Genomic DNA, 22,291 nt, shown 5'->3' with positions numbered 1-22,291 from the left:
TTGAAGGTCGGCAACTTCGCCGAATGACTCGATATTTCACGGACAAAAAAATGCCCCGCCGTTTTCACGGCGGGGCATTTTCATTGCGCTAAAGCGACGGGGTGATTAAACGCCCGAAGCCTTGGCCGCTGCCACGTCTTTGATGGACAGCTTGATACGGCCGCGGTTGTCCACGTCCAGTACCAGCACTTCCACTTCCTGGCCTTCTTTCAGGATGTCGGTCACTTTCTCTACGCGAGCGTCGCTCAGCATCGAGATGTGAACCAGACCGTCCTTGCCCGGCAGGATGTTGACGAATGCGCCGAAGTCGACGATGCGCTCAACCTTGCCGACGTAGATCTTGCCGATCTCGGCCTCTGCGGTGATACCCAGAACGCGCTGACGTGCTGCTTCAGCCGCTTCCTTGGTTTCGCCGAAGATCTTGATCGAGCCGTCGTCTTCGATGTCGATCGAAGCCTTGGTCTCTTCGCAGATCGCACGGATGGTCGCGCCACCTTTACCGATAACGTCACGGATCTTGTCGGTGTCGATCTTCATCGCGATCATGGTCGGAGCGTTGGCCGACAGTTCGGTACGCGACTGGCCGATGATCTGGTTCATCTGGCCGAGGATGTTCAGGCGCGCTTCCAGGGCTTGGCCCAGAGCGATTTCCATGATCTCTTCGGTGATGCCCTTGATCTTGATGTCCATCTGCAGCGCGGTCACACCTTTGGCGGTACCGGCTACTTTGAAGTCCATGTCGCCCAGGTGGTCTTCGTCACCCAGGATGTCGGTCAGAACGGCGAACTTCTCGCCTTCTTTAACCAGACCCATGGCGATACCGGCAACCGGTGCCTTCATCGGAACACCAGCGTCCATCAGGGCCAGGGAAGCGCCGCAAACGGAAGCCATCGAGCTCGAACCGTTGGATTCGGTGATTTCCGAAACTACACGGATGGTGTACGGGAACACGTCAGCGGCTGGCAGCATGGCCGAAACCGAACGACGGGCCAGACGGCCGTGACCGATTTCGCGACGACCGGCGCCACCCATGCGACCACACTCGCCCACCGAGAACGGAGGGAAGTTGTAGTGCAGCATGAACGGGTCTTTTTTCTCGCCTTCCAGGGTGTCCAGCAGTTGTGCGTCACGGGCAGTGCCCAGAGTCGCGACTACCAGAGCCTGGGTTTCACCACGGGTGAACAGCGCCGAACCGTGAGTCTTCGGCAGAACGCCGACTTCGATGTTCAGCGGACGTACGGTGCGGGTGTCGCGACCGTCGATACGTGGCTTGCCGTTAACGATGTTCTCGCGAACGGTGCGGTATTCGATTTCGCCGAAAGCAGCTTTGACGTCGGAGGCCGAAGGCTGGCCTTCTTCACCGGACAGCTTGGCAACAACCTGGTCACGCAGCTCGCCCAGACGCGCATAACGGTCGGCTTTGATGGTGATGGTGTAAGCCTGGGAGATCGCTTCGCCGAACTCGGAACGGATAGCGGCCAGCAGCTCGGTGGCTTCTGGAGCAGGTGCCCAGGTCCAGGTTGGCTTGGCAGCTTCTGCAGCCAGTTCTTTAACGGCGTTGATCACGACCTGGAACTCGTCGTGAGCAAACAGTACCGCGCCCAGCATCTGGTCTTCGGTCAGCTCTTTGGCTTCAGATTCAACCATCAGCACGGCGTCGGAAGTACCGGCAACGACCATGTCCAGGCTCGAAGCAGCTTGCTGCTCGTAGGTCGGGTTCAGCAGGTAGCCGGTGCTTTCGTGGAAGGCAACGCGAGCGGCGCCGATCGGGCCGTCGAAAGGAATGCCGGAGATCGCCAGGGCAGCCGAGGTACCGATCATCGCAGCGATGTCCGGATCGGTCTTCTTGCTGGTGGAAACGACGGTGCAGACAACCTGCACTTCGTTCATGAAACCTTCCGGGAACAGCGGACGGATCGGACGGTCGATCAGTCGGGAAGTCAGGGTTTCTTTCTCGGAAGGACGGCCTTCACGCTTGAAGAAACCGCCAGGGATCTTACCGGCAGCGTAAGTCTTTTCCTGGTAGTGAACGGACAGAGGGAAGAAGCCCTTGCCCGGATCGGCTTGCTTGGCACCGACTACGGTCACCAATACGCTGACGTCGTCGTCAACGGTGACCAATACTGCGCCGGAGGCCTGACGGGCGATACGGCCAGTCTCGAGGGTAACGGTCGACTGACCGAACTGGAATTTTTTGATTACCGGGTTCACGGTGTCCTACCTTCTTTGTGGCTCTTGGGGGAACTGGTTTCTTGCGAAATTCTTGGGCAATGTCGGGAATCGGCCCAACGCCTGTCCAGGGTAAAACGTGTATCCAGATAAAACTTGAGGCTGGGAGCCTGCCGGACGCCGGCGGAAACCCGCTGACGTCTGACAGACAACCAACCTCATAGCGCAATCGCTGATTAGCGACGCAGACCCAGGCGAGCGATCAGAGCGCTGTAACGGCTCACGTCCTTGCCTTTCAGGTAGTCCAGCAGCTTGCGACGCTGGTTAACCATGCGGATCAGACCACGACGGGAGTGGTGGTCTTTACCGTTGGCCTTGAAGTGACCTTGCAGTTTGTTGATGTTGGCGGTCAGCAGTGCAACTTGCACTTCTGGCGAACCAGTGTCACCAACAGCTTGCTGGTAGTCGGCAACGATTTGAGCTTTTTCTTGAACGTCGAGAGCCATGAGGCAATCCTTTTATCAGGAAACTGTTTCAAAAACAGTTTCAACAGGCCAGGGACAAATCCCTGTATCTATAAATGAGTAGTGACCGTGCCTGTTGACAGCCACACTCGCCGGCCTGCTGTTACACAGACCGGTTTCCGGTCATTCTGACCGAATCAGTCGACGCGGCGCGATGCGCCCGTCTTCGCTCACTTCACCGATTCCGATGAAGCGACCGTTGTGATCCTGTACCCGCACCATGCCGAACTTCGGAGCATCCGGGGCACGTACCGGCTGGCCGTTGAGCCAGTAGAACGCGCTCGCTTCCGAGAACTGCAGCAACGGCCAATCCTGCAGGCCGCTGTCCGATGGCATCAGGAAGCGGTCGACCGCTTCGTTGCCGCCTTCGGCATGTACCGCTTCCAGCTCTTCGAGGGTCACGGTCTGCGCCAGGGTGAAAGGCCCGGCCTGGGTACGACGCAGTTCAGCGACGTACGCACCACAACCGAGTTGCTCACCGATATCCTCCACCAGGGTGCGAATATAGGTGCCCTTGCTGCAATCCACCGCAAGACGCGCAGTATCGCCTTCGAAGGCCAGCAATTCCAAGCGCGCAATAGTAACAGAACGCGGTTCGCGCTCCACTACTTCGCCTGCACGGGCCAACTTGTACAGCGGCTGGCCATCACGCTTGAGAGCGGAGTACATCGGCGGTATCTGACTGATTTGCCCGCGAAATTTCGGCAGAACCGCTTCAACGTCGGCCTGACCAACGGTCACCGGACGCTCCTGCAAAACCTCACCTTCGGCGTCCGCCGTGGTGGTGGTCTTGCCCAGTTGCGCCAGGGTTTCGTAACCCTTGTCGGAATCGAGCAGGTACTGCGAGAACTTGGTCGCCTCGCCAAAGCACAGCGGCAGAACGCCGGTGGCCAGTGGGTCGAGACTGCCGGTGTGACCGGCCTTCTCGGCGTTGAGCAACCAGCGAACCTTCTGCAACGCGGCGTTGGAGGTGAACCCCAGCGGCTTGTCGAGCAGGATGATGCCGCTGACGTTACGACGGATACGTTTGACCTGAGCCACCGAGTTACTCCTTGGTGTCTTCGGGTTCTGCCGCAGCCACGTGCTGATTGTCCTCAGCCACGGCGCGCTCGATCAGGGCCGACAGGTGCGCACCACGCACGACGCTTTCGTCGTAGTGGAAGTGCAATTGCGGCACGCTGCGCAGTTTCATTTCGCGGGCCAGCTGCATGCGCAGGAAACCGGCGGCAGCGTTGAGCACCTTGATGCTTTGCGCGATGTCTTCGGCGTTGTCCTGCCCCATCACGGTAATGAAGATCTTCGCGTGACCGACGTCACGGCTGACTTCCACAGCGGTAATGGTGACCAGGCCGACGCGCGGGTCTTTGACTTCACGACGGATCAGTTGGGCCAGCTCACGCTGCATCTGATCGCCGATACGTTGGGTACGGCTGTATTCTTTTGCCATGATTTGTTACCTGTTACTGCCCCGCGGTGAAACCCGCAAGGTCTGAAAGCGGCAAACGCCCGGCCTGACAAAAGCCAGACCGGGCGTTGCGTTTAGAGTCCTGCGCCGTGCCGCGCACTTGCATGCGGCGGCCCGACGTGGCCCTTGAAGTGCGCGAGTCAGAGGCTGCGAGCAACCTGAACCTTCTCGAAGACTTCGATCTTGTCGCCGACTTTGACGTCGTTGTAGCTCTTCACGCCGATACCGCATTCCATGCCGGCACGTACTTCGGAAGCGTCATCCTTGAAGCGGCGCAGGGATTCCAGCTCGCCTTCGAAGATAACGATGTCTTCACGCAGTACACGGATCGGACGGTTACGGTGAACAGTACCCTCGATCACCATGCAGCCGGCGATGGCGCCGAACTTAGGCGAACGGAATACGTCACGGACTTCGGCCACACCGAGGATGTTCTCGCGAACATCGCTGCCAAGCATACCGGTCAGGGCTTTCTTGACGTCTTCGATGATGTCGTAGATCACGTTGTAGTAACGCATGTCCAGACCTTCCTGCTCGACGATCTTCCGTGCGCCGGCATCGGCACGCACGTTGAAGCCGAACAGTACAGCGTTGGAAGCCAGTGCCAGGTTGGCATCGGATTCGGTGATACCACCGACGCCGCCACCGACCACGCGCACTTGCACTTCGTCGTTGCCCAGGCCGTTCAGAGCGCCCTGCAAGGCTTCCAGCGAACCACGGACGTCGGATTTGAGGACGATGTTGAGCGTCTTCTTCTCTTCCTGACCCATGCTTTCGAAGATGTTTTCCAGCTTGCCGGCGTGAGCGCGAGCCAGTTTGACTTCGCGGAACTTGCCTTGACGGAACAGAGCCACTTCACGGGCTTTCTTCTCGTCGGCAACCACGCTCATTTCGTCGCCAGCGTCAGGCGTACCGTCCAGGCCGAGGATCTCGACCGGAATGGCCGGGCCCGCTTCCTTGATCGGCTTGCCGTTCTCGTCGAGCATGGCGCGCACGCGGCCATAGTTCGAGCCAACCAGCACCATGTCGCCTTGACGCAGCGTACCGTCCTGAACCAGAACAGTCGCCACCGGGCCACGGCCCTTGTCGAGGCGCGATTCAACCACGACACCACGGCCTGGAGCCGAAGGAGTGGCGGTCAGTTCGAGAACTTCGGCCTGCAGCAATACAGCTTCAAGCAGTTCGTCGACGCCGGTACCCATCTTCGCGGAAACCGGAACGAATGGAGTGTCGCCACCCCAGTCTTCAGAGGTCACACCGTGGGCCGACAGTTCGCTACGGATGCGATCGAGATCTGCGCCCGGCTTGTCGATCTTGTTCACCGCAACTACCAGCGGAACGCCAGCAGCAACAGCGTGCTGAACGGCTTCGATGGTTTGTGGCATCACGCCGTCGTCCGCCGCAACCACCAGGATCACGATGTCGGTCGCCTTGGCACCACGGGCACGCATGGCGGTAAACGCGGCGTGACCAGGGGTGTCGAGGAAGGTGACCATGCCGCGTTCGGTTTCAACGTGGTATGCACCAATGTGCTGAGTGATACCACCGGCTTCGCCAGCAGCTACCTTGGCACGACGGATGTAGTCGAGCAGCGAGGTCTTACCGTGGTCAACGTGACCCATTACGGTCACAACCGGCGCACGAGGAACCGCTTCACCTTCGAACTTCAGGGACTCGGCCAGGGAATCTTCCAGAGCGGTGTCGCTGACCAGGGTCACTTTGTGGCCCAGTTCTTCGGCTACCAGTTGAGCAGTTTCCTGATCAAGCACCTGGTTGATGGTCGCTGGAGTACCCAGTTTGAACATGAACTTGATGATTTCGGCAGCCTTGACCGACATCTGTTGAGCGAGATCGCCAACAGTGATGGTTTCGCCGATCTTCACTTCACGCACGACAGGGCCGGTCGGGCTCTGGAAACCGTGGGCGTTGCGTTTTTTCAGCTTGGCCTTGCCGCGACCGCCGCGACGGAAGCCATCGCTTTCTTCGTCGGTAGTGCGTGGCGCCACACGTGGAGCCGGAGCCTTTTCCTTGACCGATGCGCGATGCGGAGCGTTTTTGCGCTCGCCATCACCACCGCCACGACGGTTGTTGTCGTCGGCACGTGGTTTGTCCGGACGGCGCTGTTCGTCACGCTTGCGAGTGTCGGCAGCTGGGGCAGCAGCCACAACCGGCGCGGCTTCGCGCACGGGTTCGGCCACTGGCGCAGGTGCAGCGACGGCTTCGGCAGGAGCGGACGGCGCAGCAGCAGGCTGGCGACGCGCTTCTTCTTCGGCGCGCACGCGGGCTTCTTCTTCAGCCTTCTGACGGGCAGCATTTTCTACTGCGCGACGTTCATCCAGTTCACGCTTGCGCTCGGCTTCGATTTCTTCCGGGCTACGCTGTACGAAAACTTTCTTCTTGCGGACTTCAACGCTGATGCTTTTGCTGCCAGCCACACGCAGGGTGCTGGTGGTTTTACGCTGCAGCGTGATCTTGCGTGGTTCTTCCACTTTCGCCTTGTGGCTGCTTTTCAAGTGGGTCAGCAGGGATTGCTTCTCACTGTCAGTCACATTTTCTTCGGCGGCGGTGTGCGGCAGACCTGCCTCACGCATCTGCTGCAACAGGCGCTCTACCGGTGTTTTGACCTCATCGGCCAGTTGTTTCACCGTGACTTGCGTCATGCACTTCTCTCCTCAGGCCGCGCCTAATTACTCGAACCAGTGGGCTCGGGCGGCCATGATCAACTTGCCGGCACGATCATCGTCAATGCCGTCGATGTCGAGCAGGTCGTCAATAGACTGCTCGGCCAGGTCTTCGCGGGTAATTACGCCGCGCACCGCCAGTTCCATCGCCAAATCCTTGTCCATACCCTCAAGCGAGAGCAGGTCTTCGGCCGGATGGGCGTCTGCCAGCTTTTCCTCAGTAGCGATGGCTTTGGTCAACAAGCGATCCTTGGCACGAGCGCGAAGCTCGTTGACGATGTCTTCGTCAAAGCCGTCGATGTTGAGCATTTCTTCCAACGGTACGTAGGCAATCTCTTCCAGGCTGGTGAAGCCTTCGTCTACCAGCACCTGAGCCAGTTCTTCGTCGACTTCCAGCTCGTCGATGAAGTTGCGCAAGATGTCGCCGGTTTCCGCTTGCTGCTTAGCCTGGATGTCCGATTCGGTCATCACGTTCAGGGTCCAGCCAGTCAGCTGGCTCGCCAGACGCACGTTCTGACCACCACGACCGATGGCCTGAGCCAGATTGTCTGCGCCAACGGCGATGTCCATGGCATGGGCATCTTCGTCAACGATGATGGCCGCCACTTCTGCCGGCGACATGGCATTGATCACGAACTGGGCCGGGTTGTCGTCCCACAGGACGATGTCGACACGCTCGCCACCCAACTCGCCCGACACGGCCTGGACGCGCGAACCGCGCATACCGATGCACGCGCCTTGCGGGTCGATGCGTTTGTCCTTGGAGCGGACAGCGATCTTGGCACGCGAACCCGGATCACGGGATGCGGCCATGACTTCGATCAGGCCTTCAGCGATTTCCGGCACTTCGATACGGAACAGCTCGATCAGCATTTCCGGCGCGGTACGCGACAGGATCAGCTGAGGGCCGCGGTTCTCGGTGCGGATTTCCTTGAGCAGCGCACGCAGACGCACGCCAACACGGAAGGTTTCGCGAGAGATGATGTCTTCACGGGCCAGCAACGCTTCAGCGTTATTACCCAGGTCGACGATCACGTTGTCGCGGGTCACTTTCTTCACGGTGCCGGAGATGATTTCTCCCAGGCGCTCGCGATAAGCGTCAACCACTTGCGCGCGCTCGGCTTCGCGCACTTTCTGCACGATGACCTGCTTGGCGGTCTGCGCAGCGATGCGGCCGAACTCGATGGACTCGATCTTTTCTTCAACGACGTCGCCAACCTTGGCGCCAGGGTGCGTTTCAGCAACCTTGCTCGGCCAGGTTTCGATGGCCGGATCATCGAGATCATTCTCTTCGACGACCGTCCAGCGACGGAAAGTTTCGTAAGAACCGGTGTGGCGGTTGATTTCCACACGCAGATCAACTTCGTCTTCAAAACGCTTTTTGGTAGCAGTGGCCAGAGCCAGCTCCAGCGCTTCAAAAATTACGCTTGCCGGTACACCCTTTTCATTGGATACCGACTCAACAACCAGCAGTACTTCTTTGCTCATCGTACGCCTCGCCTTTCGCAAGCCATTGGATCCGCGGGATCCGCGTCTCAGTCAAAACTGGGAATAATGTTGGCCTTGTCGATCATATCGATCGGCAACAGGAACTCATGGTCATCTACCTGCACCACGACGTCCTGCTCTTCTACACCGCGCAGAAGGCCCTGAAAGTTGCGTCGACCTTCAAAAGGCGAGCGCAGCTTGATCTTCACTTGTTCACCGACATATTTGGCAAACTGCTCAAGAGTGAACAGTGGGCGTTCCATGCCTGGCGAGGAAACTTCAAGGGTGTATTCAACGGAGATCGGATCTTCAACATCCAGCACACCGCTGATCTGACGGCTGACGATGGCGCAATCGTCCACCAGTACGCCGCCTTCCTTATCGATATAAACGCGCAACATTGAGTGGCGACCTTGAGCCGAAAACTCAATACCCCAGCATTCATAGCCTAGGGCCACGACCACCGGGGCCAGCAAGGCCTGCAACTCTTCTAGCTTGCTCGACACCTGAACCCCCTCGTGCATGTATGTGCATGCTATGCAAAATAAAAAAATGGGCGAAACGCCCATCCTTGAAACGCCGTCGAACAGCGGCGTTGAAAGTGTCCAGCTAACAAAAAGCCCCTTAAAAGGGGCTCCTTAAACTGGTTGCGGGGGCCGGATTTGAACCGACGACCTTCGGGTTATGAGCCCGACGAGCTACCAGACTGCTCCACCCCGCGACAAAGCTGGGGCGGAAGTATACGACCGATCCCTTATAGGGTCAATGTAACCTTCCACCTGCAAGAAAGCCCGCAACAGCGGGCTCTCCTGACTAATTGGTACCGAGAAGGGGACTCGAACCCCTACACCCTATGGGCACAACCACCTCAAGGTTGCGTGTCTACCAATTCCACCACCTCGGCAATACTACGTTTGAAACCCTTCTTACTTCTGCTCTTGAGCTGGAGGTACGTCAGTCGCTGGAGTAGCCGACTTTTGCTCTTGAAGCACCGGGACATCATCAGAAGCCGGTTGTTGCTTTGGAACTTCCAACACTGCCGGGTTTGGCAAACCTGCTTGAGTCAGCTGATGAGCCTTCTCTTTAGCAAAGTACCCTAACCCCAAGCTGGTTATGAAGAAACCGGCGGCAAGTATAGCAGTAAACTTACTAAGAAAGGTAGAGGAACCTTGGCTTCCGAACACAGTATTTGAAGCACCTGCTCCGAAAGACGCGCCAGCATCCGCACCTTTACCCTGCTGCAGCAAAACCAGAGCAACTACGCCCAATGCACCCAGCAGATGAAAAACGACTACGACTGTTTCCAGCATTTTTTCAGTTTCCCGCGGCGCGACAAATCGCACCGAACTCATCTGCATTCAGGGAAGCTCCACCAATGAGCCCCCCATCGATATCCGGCATGCCGAACAGTTCGACCGCATTGGCCGCCTTCACGCTGCCGCCGTATAGAAGCCGCACACCTCGTGCCACTTCAGAATTCTCTGCCGCCAACTGCTCGCGAATGGCTTTATGCACATCCTGAGCCTGTTGCGGCGTTGCAGTCAGCCCGGTACCAATCGCCCAGACCGGCTCGTAAGCGATCACTGCGTTGGCAAAAGCACCGACACCCAGCTCCTCGATGATACTGCCCAGCTGACGCCCGACAACCTCAAGAGTTTTTCCGGCTTCACGCTGCTCCAGGGTCTCCCCTACGCACAACACCGGAATCAAGCCACATGCCTGCGCCGCTGCGAACTTGCGATTCAGCATTCCGTCTCGCTCGCCCATTATCTGGCGGCGTTCGGAGTGCCCGACAAGCACCAGGGAACAACCTGCATCCACCAACTGACTCGGCGCAATCTCGCCCGTCAACGCACCTTGCATGGATTCCACCGCAGAGTTCTGCGCACCGACCGAAATCGATTTGCCTTTCAAGCCATCAATCACTTGATTGATATACAAGCAAGGCGGGAATACCGCGACATCAACACCGCTTGGCAAGGCCAGATGACGAAGGCCGTTGATCAGCTCAGCGACGCTGGCGCGGGTACCGTGCATCTTCCAGTTACCAGCTACCATAGGGCGACGCATGCTGTACCTCGTCGGTCAAAGTGGGCGCAGATGTTACCCAACACAATCATGGCTGGCAAGCCGAATCAGGCAGAAACTTCAGTTACCAGTTTTGCCAGCTCTTCGGCATAGCCACGAACCTGGGTTTCGTCCTCGCCTTCGACCATCACACGCACCAGAGGCTCTGTCCCGGACTTGCGCAAAAGCACACGACCACGCCCGGCCATTGCCTGGGTCACGCGCGCACTCGCTTCCTTGACAGCCGGGTGTTCCAGCGGGCTTTCGCCCCCACCGAAACGCACGTTGATCAGGACCTGCGGGCACTTGCGCAACGCCTGGCGAGTTTGAGCAAGCCCCTCGTTACGCGTCTTCAGCGCCATCAGCACCTGCAAAGCCGCGATGATCGCATCACCCGTGGTGGTGTGATTGAAGCACACGACATGCCCCGAGTTCTCGCCACCCACCAGCCAGTTACGCTCCAGCAGCTCAGCGATCACATAGCGGTCACCGACATTGGCGCGCACGAAAGGAACACCCAGATCTGCGAGCGCAAGCTCAAGCCCGAGGTTACTCATCAAGGTACCGACCACACCACCCTGCAACTTGCCGCGCTCATGCAGATCGCGCGCAATGATGTACAGCAGCTCATCACCATCGACAATCGCACCGGTGTGATCGACCATCAGCACCCGATCACCATCGCCATCGAAAGCGATACCCAGATCCGCATGCTCGGACAACACCGCCGCCTGCAATTGCCCCATGTGCGTGGAGCCACAGTTGTCATTGATGTTCAGACCGTTAGGCTGAGCCGACAGAACGACGACCTCGGCACCCAACTCACGGAAAACACTCGGCGCAACTTTATAGGTGGCACCGTGTGCGCAGTCGATGACGATCTTCAGGCCGGAGAAACTGGTGCCGGTCGGCACGGAGCTCTTGCAGAACTCGATATAGCGACCGGACGCATCATTGATGCGCGACACCTTGCCGATCTTGCTCGACTCGACAACGGTCATTGGCGTATCGAGCAATTCCTCGATCATCAGCTCCAGCTCATCGGGCAGCTTGGTGCCCTTGCCAGAGAAGAACTTGATGCCGTTATCGTCATGCGGATTGTGCGATGCACTGATCACGATCCCGGCTTCAGCCTGGAACGTGCGCGACAAATAGGCGATGGCCGGAGTCGGCATCGGGCCGAGCAGCATTACATCGGCGCCCGCAGATGTCAGGCCAGCCTCAAGTGCCGATTCGAACATGTAGCCGGAAATCCGCGTGTCCTTGCCGACCAGCACCTTGCAGGCGCCCATCTTGCGAAAGGCCATGCCGGCAGCCCAGCCGAGCTTGAGCATGAAGTCCGGAGTGATCGGGTATTCCCCGACACGACCACGAATGCCGTCAGTACCAAAGTATTTCTTGCTCATAAGTGCTCCATCATTCTTATTCGGCTGATTCCACGGCCGCGAGCATTCGCACCACGTCCACCGTTTCCGCCACATCATGGACGCGCAATATACGCGCACCTTTCACCGACGCCAGTGCAGCCAGTGCCAAACCACCGTACAGACGCTCACCCACCGGGCGATTCAATGCATGACCGATCATGCTTTTGCGCGAAACGCCCACCAACAGTGGCCGCCCCAGCGCATGCAGGGCTTCCATATGCTTGAACAAGCTTAGATTGTGCTGCAGGGTTTTGGCGAAACCGAAGCCCGGATCAAGAATGACCCGTTCGGCAGGAATGCCTGCCACCTCACACTGAGCCATGCGTTCGGCAAGAAACTCACCCACTTCCCGGGTGACATCCTGGTAACGCGGATCATCCTGCATATCGCCAGGTTCGCCGAGCATATGCATGAGGCAAACAGGCAGCCCGGTGGCAGCAGCAGCATCCAGCGCACCATCTCGACGCAGCGAACGAACGTCGTTGATCAAGCCGGCGCCCAACCGCGCTGTTTCGCGCATGACCGCTGGAGTGGATGTATCGACCGAAATGACCACATCCAGTTCGCGATTGATCAGCTCGACGACGGGAGCGACACGCTCCAGCTCCTCCAACGGAGAAACCACCCGCGCGCCGGGCCGGGTTGACTCCCCGCCCACATCGATCAGCGTTGCACCCGCCGCAACCATGGCTTCGGCATGACGCAAGGCCGCATCGAGCTGGCTGTATCGGCCACCGTCGGAAAAAGAATCGGGAGTGACATTGAGAATGCCCATGACATGCGTCTGGGCCAAATCAAGAACCCGGTTGCCGCAAGGCAACCGGGTCAGGGACTGTACAGAAGTCATTTCAAACCTTAAACGTCGGCAGCCGGGCCGCCAATCGGTGTTTCCGGACGCTCGCCCTGAATGACAGGAGGCGTGCCAGTACCGGTACCGCCCGACCAGTCGCGAGGCTCGCGAGGTGTACGACCGGCCATGATGTCGTCGATCTGCTCGGCATCGATCGTCTCGTACTTCATCAGGGCATCAGCCATGGCATCGAGCTTGTCGCGATTGTCCGTAAGGATCTGCTTGGCTGTGCCGTAGCACTGATCGATGATGCTGCGCACTTCGGAGTCGATCAGCTTGGCTGTCTCACCGGAGAAGCTGGCATTCTGACCGCCACCACCGCGACCAAGGAATACTTCACCCTCTTCTTCGGCGTACATCAACGGACCGAGTTTTTCCGACAGACCCCACTTGGTCACCATGTTCCGCGCAATCTGACTCGCGCGCATGATGTCGTTGGAAGCACCAGTCGTCACACCGTCAAAGCCCAAAGTCATTTCTTCGGCAATACGGCCGCCGTACAGCGAGCAGATCTGACTGATCAGCGCACGCTTGGACAGGCTGTAGCGATCTTCTTCCGGCAGGAACATGGTCACGCCCAACGCACGACCGCGCGGGATGATCGACACCTTGTAGACCGGATCATGTTCGGGCACGACGCGACCAACAATGGCGTGGCCTGCTTCGTGATAAGCGGTGTTCTGCTTTTCCTTCTCGGACATGACCATGGATTTGCGCTCGGCGCCCATCATGATCTTGTCTTTGGCCAGTTCGAATTCTTTCATTTCTACGATGCGTTTGCCGGCACGGGCAGCGAACAGCGAAGCCTCGTTGACCAGGTTCGCCAGATCAGCACCGGAGAAGCCCGGCGTACCACGTGCGATAACAGCCGGAGCAACGTCATCACCCATTGGCACTTTACGCATGTGAACCTTGAGGATCTGCTCGCGACCACGGATATCCGGCAGGCCGACCACCACTTGACGGTCGAAACGACCCGGACGCAGCAGAGCCGGGTCCAGCACATCAGGGCGGTTGGTCGCAGCAATGACGATGATGCCGTCATTCATTTCGAACCCGTCCATCTCGACCAGCAACTGGTTGAGAGTCTGTTCGCGCTCGTCGTGACCGCCACCCATGCCGGCGCCACGATGGCGACCAACGGCGTCGATCTCGTCGATGAAGATAATGCACGGAGCGTGCTTCTTGGCCTGTTCGAACATGTCACGAACGCGGCTGGCACCGACACCGACGAACATTTCAACGAAGTCGGAACCGGAAATGGTGAAGAACGGCACTTTGGCTTCGCCGGCAATCGCCTTGGCCAGCAAGGTTTTACCGGTACCTGGAGGACCCACCATCAGCACGCCGCGAGGAATGCGACCGCCCAGACGCTGGAACTTGCCCGGATCACGAAGGAACTCGACCAGTTCGCCCACTTCTTCCTTGGCTTCGTCGCAACCGGCAACGTCAGCCAGGGTGGTTTTCACCTGATCTTCGGACAGCAGACGCGCCTTGCTCTTGCCAAAGCTCATCGGCCCGCCTTTGCCGCCCGCACCGCCCTGCATCTGGCGCATGAAGAACATGAACACCGCGATGATCACCAGGATCGGGAAGCTGGCTACCAGAAGCTGGGTCCAGATGCTTTGCTGCTCAGGCTGCTTGCCTTCGACCACAACGTGGTTGTCGACCAGATCGCCGATCAGGCCATTGTCCTGGATTGCCGGACGAATGGTCTTGAAGCTGTCGCCATCGTTGCGCTTGCCGGTAATCACGTAGCCGTCGACGGCCACGCGCTCGACCTTGCCATCCTTGACCTGCTGGATGAAGTCGGAATAGTTGAGGGTCTGCGGCTCGTTAGGGCTGGAGAAGTTGTTCATCACCGTCACCAGGACAGCCGCGATGATCAACCACAGGATCAGATTCTTTGCCATATCGTTCAATTAACTACCCTCTGAAGCAAGCTCCGCTACTGGCGCGCGCTTCGCATGATATTCACCGGCCTAACTTACTACATTACCTACAGCTCTGGCAGGCGCCGTCTGTAACCCTTTGTGAAACACTTTCTACACAATATTCGCTTATGCGCGCGGGGCGAAATACGAAAAACCTATCACCCCGCCAAAAAACCTCGTTTTACTCGCTACGACCGCGGTAGCCCCAAGCCAGCATGTATTGCTCACGAGAGCTGCCACGAGAGGAGTCCGGCTTGATCATCTGGATCTTGTCGAACTTCTTGCGAGCATCCTTCAGGTAAACATCGAACCCTTCGCCCTGAAAAATCTTGATCACGAAATTGCCACCCGGCTTGAGGATCCGTTCCGCCAGATCAAGCGCCAGCTCGCAAAGGAACATGGCTTTTGGCATATCCACTTCAGGCGTACCACTCATATTGGGGGCCATATCGGAAATCACAAGGTCCACCTGCGAATTACCCACAGCCTCAAGGATCTGAGCGAGCACTGCATCCTCGGTGAAGTCACCCTGGATGAAAGTCACGTCCGGAATGCTGTCCATTTCCAGGATGTCCGAGGCGATCAGGCGACCCTGACCACCGATCAGCCGACTGGTGACCTGCGACCAGCCGCCAGGCGCCGCGCCGAGGTCGACCACGTTCATGCCCGGACGGATCAGTTTGTATTTCTCCTGGATCTCCAGAAGCTTGTAACTCGCACGCGAGCGGTAGCCATCCTTCTGCGCTTGCTTCACATAGGGATCATTGACATGTCTTTTCAGCCAACCAAGGCTTGTCTTGGAACGCGCCATTGGGCACCTCGTTGATTAGGGTCGTGATTAATTGGGCGGATCCACGAGCCCTCGGGTAAAATGGCCGCCATTTTACAGAATCCAGACGAAAGGGTCAGATTATGCCGCTCACTCCAGAGCAGAAGAAACAGTACAAATCCATTGGCCACCACCTGAAACCAGTTCTGACTGTGGCTGACAACGGTTTGACTGAGGGTGTTTTAGCCGAACTCGAACGCGCATTGGCAGATCACGAGCTGATCAAGATCAAGCTCAACATCCTCGATCGCGAGGCGCGCCTGGCGTCCGTTGCAGAGCTGTGCAAGACCGGCAAGGCCGATCTGGTTCAAGTCATCGGCAAGATGGCACTGATTTACCGCAAGAACTTCAGCGTCAACAAGCAGCTGTCGAACGTCCATCGCTTCAAGTGATGGCAAGGGTCAAGGGTGTGCTTCGCGCACCCTGCCACTCCATCCCGGCACCGGCTGCAATACCAGCACCAACCCGGAAAAACCCAACACAAGAAAGCTGAACACCTGCCAGCGCTGCGCATCCGGCCAGCCGACACGCACTGCGACAAACATCGCACACGCATACAACGCCATCAGCAATACCTGCCCGCGAAAATCCCGCCATAGACTGGCAAGGCCCTCGGCCTGTACCAGCACCAAAGCCTGAAATATCACGCACGCGACGGCAAAACCCACCACCGCCACTTCAAACGTACTTGCAACTTCATCGATCAGCAGCGGTGCCAGGCCGATTTGCCCCAGCACCGGCCGCAGACCGAGGTGTACCAGCCACAGACCACCAACCCACAACATCTGGGCCAGTTGCCAGAGCATCGCGCCCGCATGCAGCGGACGCCCACCCTCAGATGTGACGGACTTCGACAATCTCGTACTCGATATCGCCACCTGGCGTTTTCACGACGACCGTATCGCCCTCTTCCTTGGCAATCAAGGCGCGAGCGATCGGCGAGCCGACCGAAATCTTGCCGAGTTTGATGTCTGCCTCGTCCTCACCCACGATCTGGTAAGTGACGCTTTCATCGGTCTCGACGTTAGCGATTTCGACGGTAGTGCCGAAAATCACTTTGCCGGTGTGCGGAATGGTCGTCACATCGATGATCACTGCGTTCTGCAGGCGACCTTCGATATCACGGATCCGCGCCTCGACCATGCCTTGCTGTTCGCGCGCGGCATGGTATTCAGCGTTCTCTTTCAAGTCACCCAACTCGCGGGCCGTACCGATGTCCTGGCTGAGCTTCGGACGAACGACCTTGGTCAGGTGAGCATGCTCTTCTTCCAGGGCCTTGGAGCCCTGGACGGTCATTGGGTATTTATTCATGCCTTCAATCCTGCGTGTAGATCCTGCAAGCGGCGTACGGTCTTCTCGGGACCGAACTTCAGCGCTTCACAGATAGCTTCGCCAGCAGCAATGGTGGTGGTGCAGTAGATCTTGTGCTGCAAGGCGTTACGGCGAATGGAATAGGAATCGGCGATCGACTGGCGACCTTCGGTGGTGTTGATGATCAGGGTGACTTCGTCATTCTTGATCATGTCGACCACGTGCGGACGGCCCTCGGTCACCTTGTTCACGCGACGCACTTTCAGACCTGCGGCTTCGATCAGCTTGGCAGTGCCGGCAGTGGCGACGACTTCGAAGCCCAAGTTGATCAGATCACGGGCCACGCCTGCAACCAGCGGCTTGTCATCGTCGCGTACGCTGATGAATGCGGTACCGCCGGTCGGCAGCACTTCGCTGGCGCCCATCTGGGCTTTGGCAAAGGCTTCGCCGAAGGTGTCGCCGACGCCCATCACTTCACCGGTGGACTTCATCTCTGGGCCAAGGATCGGGTCAACGCCAGGGAATTTGGCGAACGGGAACACCGCCTCTTTCACGCTGTAGAAGTTCGGAATGATTTCCTTGGTGAAGCCGATTTCCTTCAGGGTTTTACCGGCCATCACGCGAGCCGCGATCATCGCCAGGGAAACACCGATGCACTTCGACACGAACGGTACGGTACGGGAAGCACGCGGGTTGACTTCGATGACGTAGATGTCTTCGCCTTGCAGCGCCAACTGAACGTTCATCAGGCCGACCACGCCCAGTTCCAGGGCCATTTTCTTGACCTGTTCGCGCATCTCGTCCTGGATGTGCGCCGGCAGCGAGTACGGCGGCAGCGAGCACGCGGAGTCACCGGAGTGAACGCCCGCCTGCTCGATGTGCTGCATGATCGCGCCGATCACTACGTCCTTGCCGTCACAGACCGCATCCACGTCCATCTCGATGGCGCAGTTGAGGAAGTGGTCGAGCAGCACCGGGCTGTCGTTCGACACTTGCACCGCGTCACGCAGGTAACGTTTGAGTTCTTCTTCCTTGTAGACGATTTCCATCGCCCGACCGCCCAGTACGTAGGACGGACGAACTACCAGCGGATAACCGATCTTGGCAGCCGCGCGAACGGCTTCGTCTTCGCTGCGCACGGTGGCGTTTGGCGGCTGACGCAGGTTCAGGCGCTCGACCATTTGCTGGAAGCGCTCACGGTCTTCGGCACGGTCGATGGCGTCAGGGCTGGTGCCGATGATCGGCACGCCGGCTGCTTCCAGGGCGCGAGCCAGTTTCAGAGGCGTCTGGCCACCGTACTGGACGATCACGCCTTTCGGCTTCTCGACGCGGCAGATTTCCAGCACGTCTTCCAGGGTCACCGGCTCGAAGTACAGACGGTCGGAAGTGTCGTAGTCAGTGGAAACGGTTTCCGGGTTGCAGTTGACCATGATGGTCTCGTAACCGTCATCGCGCAGCGCCAGTGCCGCGTGTACGCAGCAGTAGTCGAACTCGATGCCCTGACCGATACGGTTCGGGCCACCGCCGAGGATGATGATCTTGTCGCGACCGGACGGCGCTGCTTCGCACTCTTCCTCGTAGGTCGAGTACAGGTAGGCGGTGTCGGTGGCGAACTCGGCCGCGCAGGTGTCGACGCGCTTGTAGACCGGGAACACTTCCAGCTTGTGGCGGTGCGTGCGCAGGTTCTTCTCGGTGACGCCCAGCAGCTTGGCCAGACGCTGGTCGGAGAAACCTTTGCGCTTGAGCTTGTACATCAGATCGCGGTCGATAGCGGACAGACCGAGGGTCTTGACCTTCTCTTCGTCCTTGATCAGATCTTCGATCTGTACCAGGAACCACGGATCGATCATGTTCATGCCGAAGATTTCTTCGACGGTCATGCCGGCGCGGAAGGCGTCCGCCACGTACCAGATACGCTCGGCGCCCGGCACGGTCAGCTCGCGCTTGAGCACGCTCATGCTTTCCGGGTTGCTCAGGTCGACCTTCTCGTCCAGACCGCAAACGCCCACCTCCAGACCGCGCAGGGCTTTCTGCAGGGATTCCTGGAAGGTACGGCCGATGGCCATGACTTCACCGACCGACTTCATCTGAGTGGTCAGGCGCGCGTCAGCGTTGGCGAACTTCTCGAAAGCGAAGCGCGGCAGCTTGGTCACGACGTAGTCGATGGACGGCTCGAAGGACGCCGGGGTACGGCCGCCGGTGATGTCGTTCTGCAGTTCGTCGAGGGTGTAACCGACGGCCAGCTTGGCCGCGATCTTGGCGATCGGGAAACCGGTGGCCTTCGAGGCCAGAGCCGACGAACGGGATACACGCGGGTTCATTTCGATCACGACCATACGGCCGGTGTCCGGGCAGATACCGAACTGAACGTTGGAACCGCCGGTCTCGACGCCGATCTCGCGCAGTACCGCCAGCGAGGCGTTACGCAGGATCTGGTATTCCTTGTCGGTCAGGGTCTGAGCCGGGGCAACAGTGATCGAGTCACCAGTGTGCACGCCCATCGGGTCGAAGTTTTCGATCGAGCAGACGATGATGCAGTTGTCCTTTTTGTCGCGGACAACTTCCATTTCATATTCTTTCCAGCCGATCAGCGATTCGTCGATCAGCAGTTCCTTGGTCGGCGACAGGTCCAGACCACGGGCGCAGATTTCTTCGAACTCTTCGCGGTTGTAAGCGATACCGCCACCGGTGCCGCCCATGGTGAAGGACGGACGGATGATGCACGGGAAGCCCAGGCGCTCGAGCACCGCGTTGGCTTCTTCCATGCTGTGGGCGATACCGGAACGCGGGCATTCCAGGCCGATGGCTTTCATCGCCTTGTCGAAACGCGAACGGTCTTCAGCCTTGTCGATGGTGTCGGCGTTGGCACCGATCATCTCTACGCCGAACTTCTCCAGAACGCCTTCGCGCTCCAGGTCCAGGGCGCAGTTCAGAGCAGTCTGGCCGCCCATGGTTGGCAGCACGGCATCCGGACGCTCTTTCTCGATGATCTTGGCAACGGTCTGCCACTTGATCGGCTCGATGTAGGTGGCGTCGGCCATGTCCGGGTCGGTCATGATGGTGGCCGGGTTGGAGTTCACCAGGATGACGCGGTAACCCTCTTCGCGCAGGGCTTTACAGGCCTGGGCGCCGGAGTAGTCGAATTCGCAGGCCTGGCCGATAACGATCGGGCCAGCGCCGAGAATCAGGATGCTTTTAATGTCTGTACGTTTTGGCATGGGTTTGTCACTCAAATCCGCAGGTCAGTCGGCAAGCCGTCTTGATCGATTTCTGAAGTCCCGAGGGGGCCGCCGGTTCCGGGGCCGCCCTCGAGGGGCTTCTCGCTACAGTCTCAAGGCGAGCGCTTAGCGTCGCTTGGCCATCTCGTTGATGAAGCGGTCAAACAGAGGGGCCACATCGTTCGGGCCCGGGCTCGCTTCAGGGTGACCCTGGAAGCTGAACGCGCTCTTGTCGGTACGCTCGATACCTTGCAGGGTGCCGTCGAACAGCGATTTGTGGATCGCGCGGACGTTGGCTGGCAGGGTTTCTTCGTCAACCGCGAAGCCGTGGTTCTGGCTGGTGATCATCACGACGCCCGTGTCCAGATCCTGAACCGGGTGGTTGGCACCGTGGTGGCCATGGCCCATTTTCAGGGTCTTGGCGCCGGAGGCCAGAGCCAGCAGCTGGTGACCGAGGCAGATACCGAAGACCGGAATTTCGGTTTCCAGCACTTCCTTGATCGCCTTGATCGCGTAGTCGCAAGGCTCCGGATCACCAGGGCCGTTGGACAGGAACACGCCGTCCGGTTTCAGGGCCAGAACGTCGGCAGCCGGGGTTTGCGCCGGAACGACAGTGACGCGGCAGCCGCGCTCGACCAGCATGCGCAGGATGTTGACCTTGACGCCGTAGTCGTAGGCAACCACGTGGTAAGGCAGCTCGGAGGCTTCGATGATCGCGTGGCTGTCGGTTTTCAGATCCCAGACAGTGGAGCGCCATTCGTATTGGGTCTTGGTGCTGACGACTTTCGCCAGATCCATGCCCTTCAGGCCCGGGAAGCCTTGCGCCGCGGCGATGGCCACTTCTTCGGAGATGTTGTCGCCGGCCATGATGCAGCCGTTCTGTGCGCCTTTTTCACGCAGGATGCGGGTCAGGCGGCGGGTGTCGATACCGGCGATCGCCACAACGTTGTTGGCTTTCAGGTAATCGGACAGGGACATCGTGTTACGCCAGTTGCTCGCTACCAGCGGCAGGTCACGGATGACCAGGCCAGCGGACCAGACGCGATCGGACTCGGCGTCTTCCGGCGTGGTGCCGGTGTTGCCGATGTGCGGGTAAGTCAGGGTAACGATCTGTTGGGCGTAGGAAGGATCGGTAAGGATTTCCTGATAGCCGGTCATTGCGGTGTTGAACACCACCTCACCAACGGTCTGACCGTCGGCTCCAATGGCTTCGCCGCGAAAAATGCTGCCATCAGCAAGGGCGAGTATGGCTGGCTTAGTCAAGAAGACCTCCCGTAAATAACGCATGAAAGGGCAATCGCAGGTTGTAAAAAAGCGGAGTGACGTATGGACACGTCACCCCGCTTCTTCACTGAATTATTCTGCGCGCTTTTAGTGGACACACTAAAGCTGTAGCTTACAGAAAAAGGGATTTTTGGTCTACCGCCAATGAGGCCGAAAGGCCGGAGAATGCGACAGGGCGTCGCTCGGCGGAGCAAAACCGGCACAAACAGGGCGTTTGCGCCGGCTTCAGAACATCTCAATGCAGGTCGAGCACGTCCTGCATGTCGTACAAACCAGGCTCACGAGCATCCAGCCACAACGCCGCACGCACCGCACCCTTGGCGAACGTCATGCGACTCGAAGCCTTGTGCGTGATCTCCAGGCGCTCGCCCTCGCAGGCAAACAGCACGGTGTGATCGCCCACCACATCACCACCGCGAACAGTGGCGAAACCGATGGTTTCACGCTCACGGGCACCGGTGTGGCCTTCACGACCATAGACCGCGACTTTTTGCAGATCACGATCCAGCGCATTGGCGATCACTTCACCCATGCGCAGGGCCGTGCCCGACGGCGCATCGATCTTGTGCCGGTGATGGGCTTCGATGATTTCGATGTCCGCATCTTCAGCCAACACCCGCGCCGCCATGTCGAGCAGCTTCAGCGACAGGTTGACGCCGACACTGAAGTTGGCCGCGAACACGATCGGAATATCCTTGCCCGCCTCGGCCAGCAACTGCTTCTGCGCAGCGTCCAGCCCGGTCGTGCCGATCACCATCGCCTTGCCGGCCTTGCGGCAGAAGGCCAGGTTTTTCAGCATGACTTCCGGCAGGGTGAAATCGATCAGTACATCAAACTCTTCCGCCACCGACTCCAGATTACCGGTCAGCGGCACGCCGATTCGACCAAGCGAAGCCAGCTCACCGGCATCCACACCGATCAGCGTACTGCCAGGGCGGACAATCGCAGCCGTCAAACCGGTCAGCGGCGCGCGCTGCTGCACCGCCTCGACCAGAATCTTGCCCATGCGCCCGGCAGCGCCCATCACAGCTATACGTCGCATGC

At 58.8% G+C, this 22,291-nt stretch carries 19 protein-coding genes and 2 tRNA genes; 1 reads left to right on the top strand and 20 read right to left on the bottom strand.

All coding sequences use genetic code 11. The features are described 5' to 3' along the window. Positions 1-105: 105 nt before the first annotated feature. From pnp to rlmE, 15 genes are all read right to left on the bottom strand, one after another. Positions 106-2,211 (bottom strand): polyribonucleotide nucleotidyltransferase, encoded by a 2,106-nt coding sequence (gene pnp, locus AC1RT4_RS20765; RefSeq protein WP_007953735.1) that lies wholly within the window; start codon positions 2,209-2,211, stop codon positions 106-108. Positions 2,212-2,405: 194 nt separating this feature from the next. Continuing rightward, entirely contained in the window at positions 2,406-2,675 is a 270-nt protein-coding gene (rpsO, locus tag AC1RT4_RS20760) for a 30S ribosomal protein S15 (RefSeq protein ID WP_011332409.1), read from the bottom strand. A gap of 141 nt (positions 2,676-2,816) precedes the next feature. Beyond that, positions 2,817-3,734 (bottom strand): tRNA pseudouridine(55) synthase TruB, encoded by a 918-nt coding sequence (gene truB / locus AC1RT4_RS20755; protein WP_221615029.1) that lies wholly within the window; start codon positions 3,732-3,734, stop codon positions 2,817-2,819. Positions 3,735-3,738: 4 nt separating this feature from the next. Next, positions 3,739-4,140: a 30S ribosome-binding factor RbfA gene (gene rbfA, locus AC1RT4_RS20750; RefSeq protein ID WP_007953741.1), complete on the bottom strand. Its 402-nt coding sequence runs from the start codon at positions 4,138-4,140 to the stop codon at positions 3,739-3,741. 158 nt (positions 4,141-4,298) lie between these two features. Continuing rightward, positions 4,299-6,818, bottom strand: coding sequence for a translation initiation factor IF-2 (gene infB / locus AC1RT4_RS20745; protein WP_207985001.1), 2,520 nt, complete (start codon positions 6,816-6,818; stop codon positions 4,299-4,301). A 27-nt stretch (positions 6,819-6,845) separates the two neighbouring features. Next, positions 6,846-8,327: a transcription termination factor NusA gene (gene nusA, locus AC1RT4_RS20740; protein ID WP_003221546.1), complete on the bottom strand. Its 1,482-nt coding sequence runs from the start codon at positions 8,325-8,327 to the stop codon at positions 6,846-6,848. Between the two features lie 47 nt (positions 8,328-8,374). Continuing rightward, a complete protein-coding gene (rimP, locus tag AC1RT4_RS20735) occupies positions 8,375-8,833 on the bottom strand; it encodes a ribosome maturation factor RimP (protein ID WP_039769696.1) in 459 nt (152 codons plus the stop codon). Between the two features lie 138 nt (positions 8,834-8,971). Further along, positions 8,972-9,048: transfer RNA gene (locus AC1RT4_RS20730), tRNA-Met, on the bottom strand. Between the two features lie 97 nt (positions 9,049-9,145). Beyond that, positions 9,146-9,231, bottom strand: a tRNA-Leu gene (locus AC1RT4_RS20725). A 22-nt stretch (positions 9,232-9,253) separates the two neighbouring features. Further along, positions 9,254-9,637: a preprotein translocase subunit SecG gene (gene secG, locus AC1RT4_RS20720; protein ID WP_011332406.1), complete on the bottom strand. Its 384-nt coding sequence runs from the start codon at positions 9,635-9,637 to the stop codon at positions 9,254-9,256. A 4-nt stretch (positions 9,638-9,641) separates the two neighbouring features. After that, positions 9,642-10,397, bottom strand: a complete 756-nt coding sequence (tpiA, locus tag AC1RT4_RS20715; protein ID WP_007953744.1) for a triose-phosphate isomerase — start codon at positions 10,395-10,397, stop codon at positions 9,642-9,644. Positions 10,398-10,462: 65 nt separating this feature from the next. Further along, entirely contained in the window at positions 10,463-11,800 is a 1,338-nt protein-coding gene (gene glmM, locus AC1RT4_RS20710) for a phosphoglucosamine mutase (protein ID WP_493087509.1), read from the bottom strand. A 16-nt stretch (positions 11,801-11,816) separates the two neighbouring features. Next, positions 11,817-12,668 (bottom strand): dihydropteroate synthase, encoded by an 852-nt coding sequence (gene folP / locus AC1RT4_RS20705; protein ID WP_493087507.1) that lies wholly within the window; start codon positions 12,666-12,668, stop codon positions 11,817-11,819. A gap of 8 nt (positions 12,669-12,676) precedes the next feature. After that, on the bottom strand, positions 12,677-14,584 hold the full coding sequence (gene ftsH, locus AC1RT4_RS20700; RefSeq protein ID WP_011332403.1) for an ATP-dependent zinc metalloprotease FtsH: 1,908 nt from the start codon (positions 14,582-14,584) through the stop codon (positions 12,677-12,679). Between the two features lie 202 nt (positions 14,585-14,786). Beyond that, positions 14,787-15,416 (bottom strand): 23S rRNA (uridine(2552)-2'-O)-methyltransferase RlmE, encoded by a 630-nt coding sequence (gene rlmE / locus AC1RT4_RS20695; RefSeq protein ID WP_007953751.1) that lies wholly within the window; start codon positions 15,414-15,416, stop codon positions 14,787-14,789. A 101-nt stretch (positions 15,417-15,517) separates the two neighbouring features. Here rlmE and AC1RT4_RS20690 point away from each other — a divergent pair, with 101 nt between their 5' ends. Then, on the top strand, positions 15,518-15,826 hold the full coding sequence (locus AC1RT4_RS20690) for a YhbY family RNA-binding protein (RefSeq protein ID WP_007953753.1): 309 nt from the start codon (positions 15,518-15,520) through the stop codon (positions 15,824-15,826). Positions 15,827-15,835: 9 nt separating this feature from the next. On the opposite strand, the gene AC1RT4_RS20685 is transcribed toward AC1RT4_RS20690, so the two are convergent. The 5 genes from AC1RT4_RS20685 to dapB all read right to left on the bottom strand — a co-directional run bounded on the left by AC1RT4_RS20685 (position 15,836) and on the right by dapB (position 22,289). Then, a complete protein-coding gene (locus tag AC1RT4_RS20685) occupies positions 15,836-16,240 on the bottom strand; it encodes a hypothetical protein (RefSeq protein ID WP_007953755.1) in 405 nt (134 codons plus the stop codon). A gap of 28 nt (positions 16,241-16,268) precedes the next feature. Beyond that, positions 16,269-16,745: a transcription elongation factor GreA gene (gene greA / locus AC1RT4_RS20680; protein ID WP_007953757.1), complete on the bottom strand. Its 477-nt coding sequence runs from the start codon at positions 16,743-16,745 to the stop codon at positions 16,269-16,271. After that, entirely contained in the window at positions 16,742-19,963 is a 3,222-nt protein-coding gene (gene carB / locus AC1RT4_RS20675) for a carbamoyl-phosphate synthase large subunit (RefSeq protein WP_007953758.1), read from the bottom strand. The genes greA and carB overlap by 4 nt, the downstream gene beginning before the upstream one ends. A 126-nt stretch (positions 19,964-20,089) precedes the next feature. Then, the gene (carA, locus tag AC1RT4_RS20670) at positions 20,090-21,226 is read right to left on the bottom strand and encodes a glutamine-hydrolyzing carbamoyl-phosphate synthase small subunit (RefSeq protein WP_493087503.1); all 1,137 of its coding nucleotides are present in this window, start codon (positions 21,224-21,226) and stop codon (positions 20,090-20,092) included. A gap of 256 nt (positions 21,227-21,482) precedes the next feature. Further along, complete coding sequence (dapB, locus tag AC1RT4_RS20665) at positions 21,483-22,289, bottom strand: 4-hydroxy-tetrahydrodipicolinate reductase (RefSeq protein WP_493087501.1); 807 nt, start codon at positions 22,287-22,289, stop codon at positions 21,483-21,485. Positions 22,290-22,291 lie beyond the last annotated feature (2 nt).

The organism is Pseudomonas sp. GW821-FHT11D10 (assembly GCF_058808435.1).
This window is presented reverse-complemented; position numbering and strand designations above follow the sequence as displayed.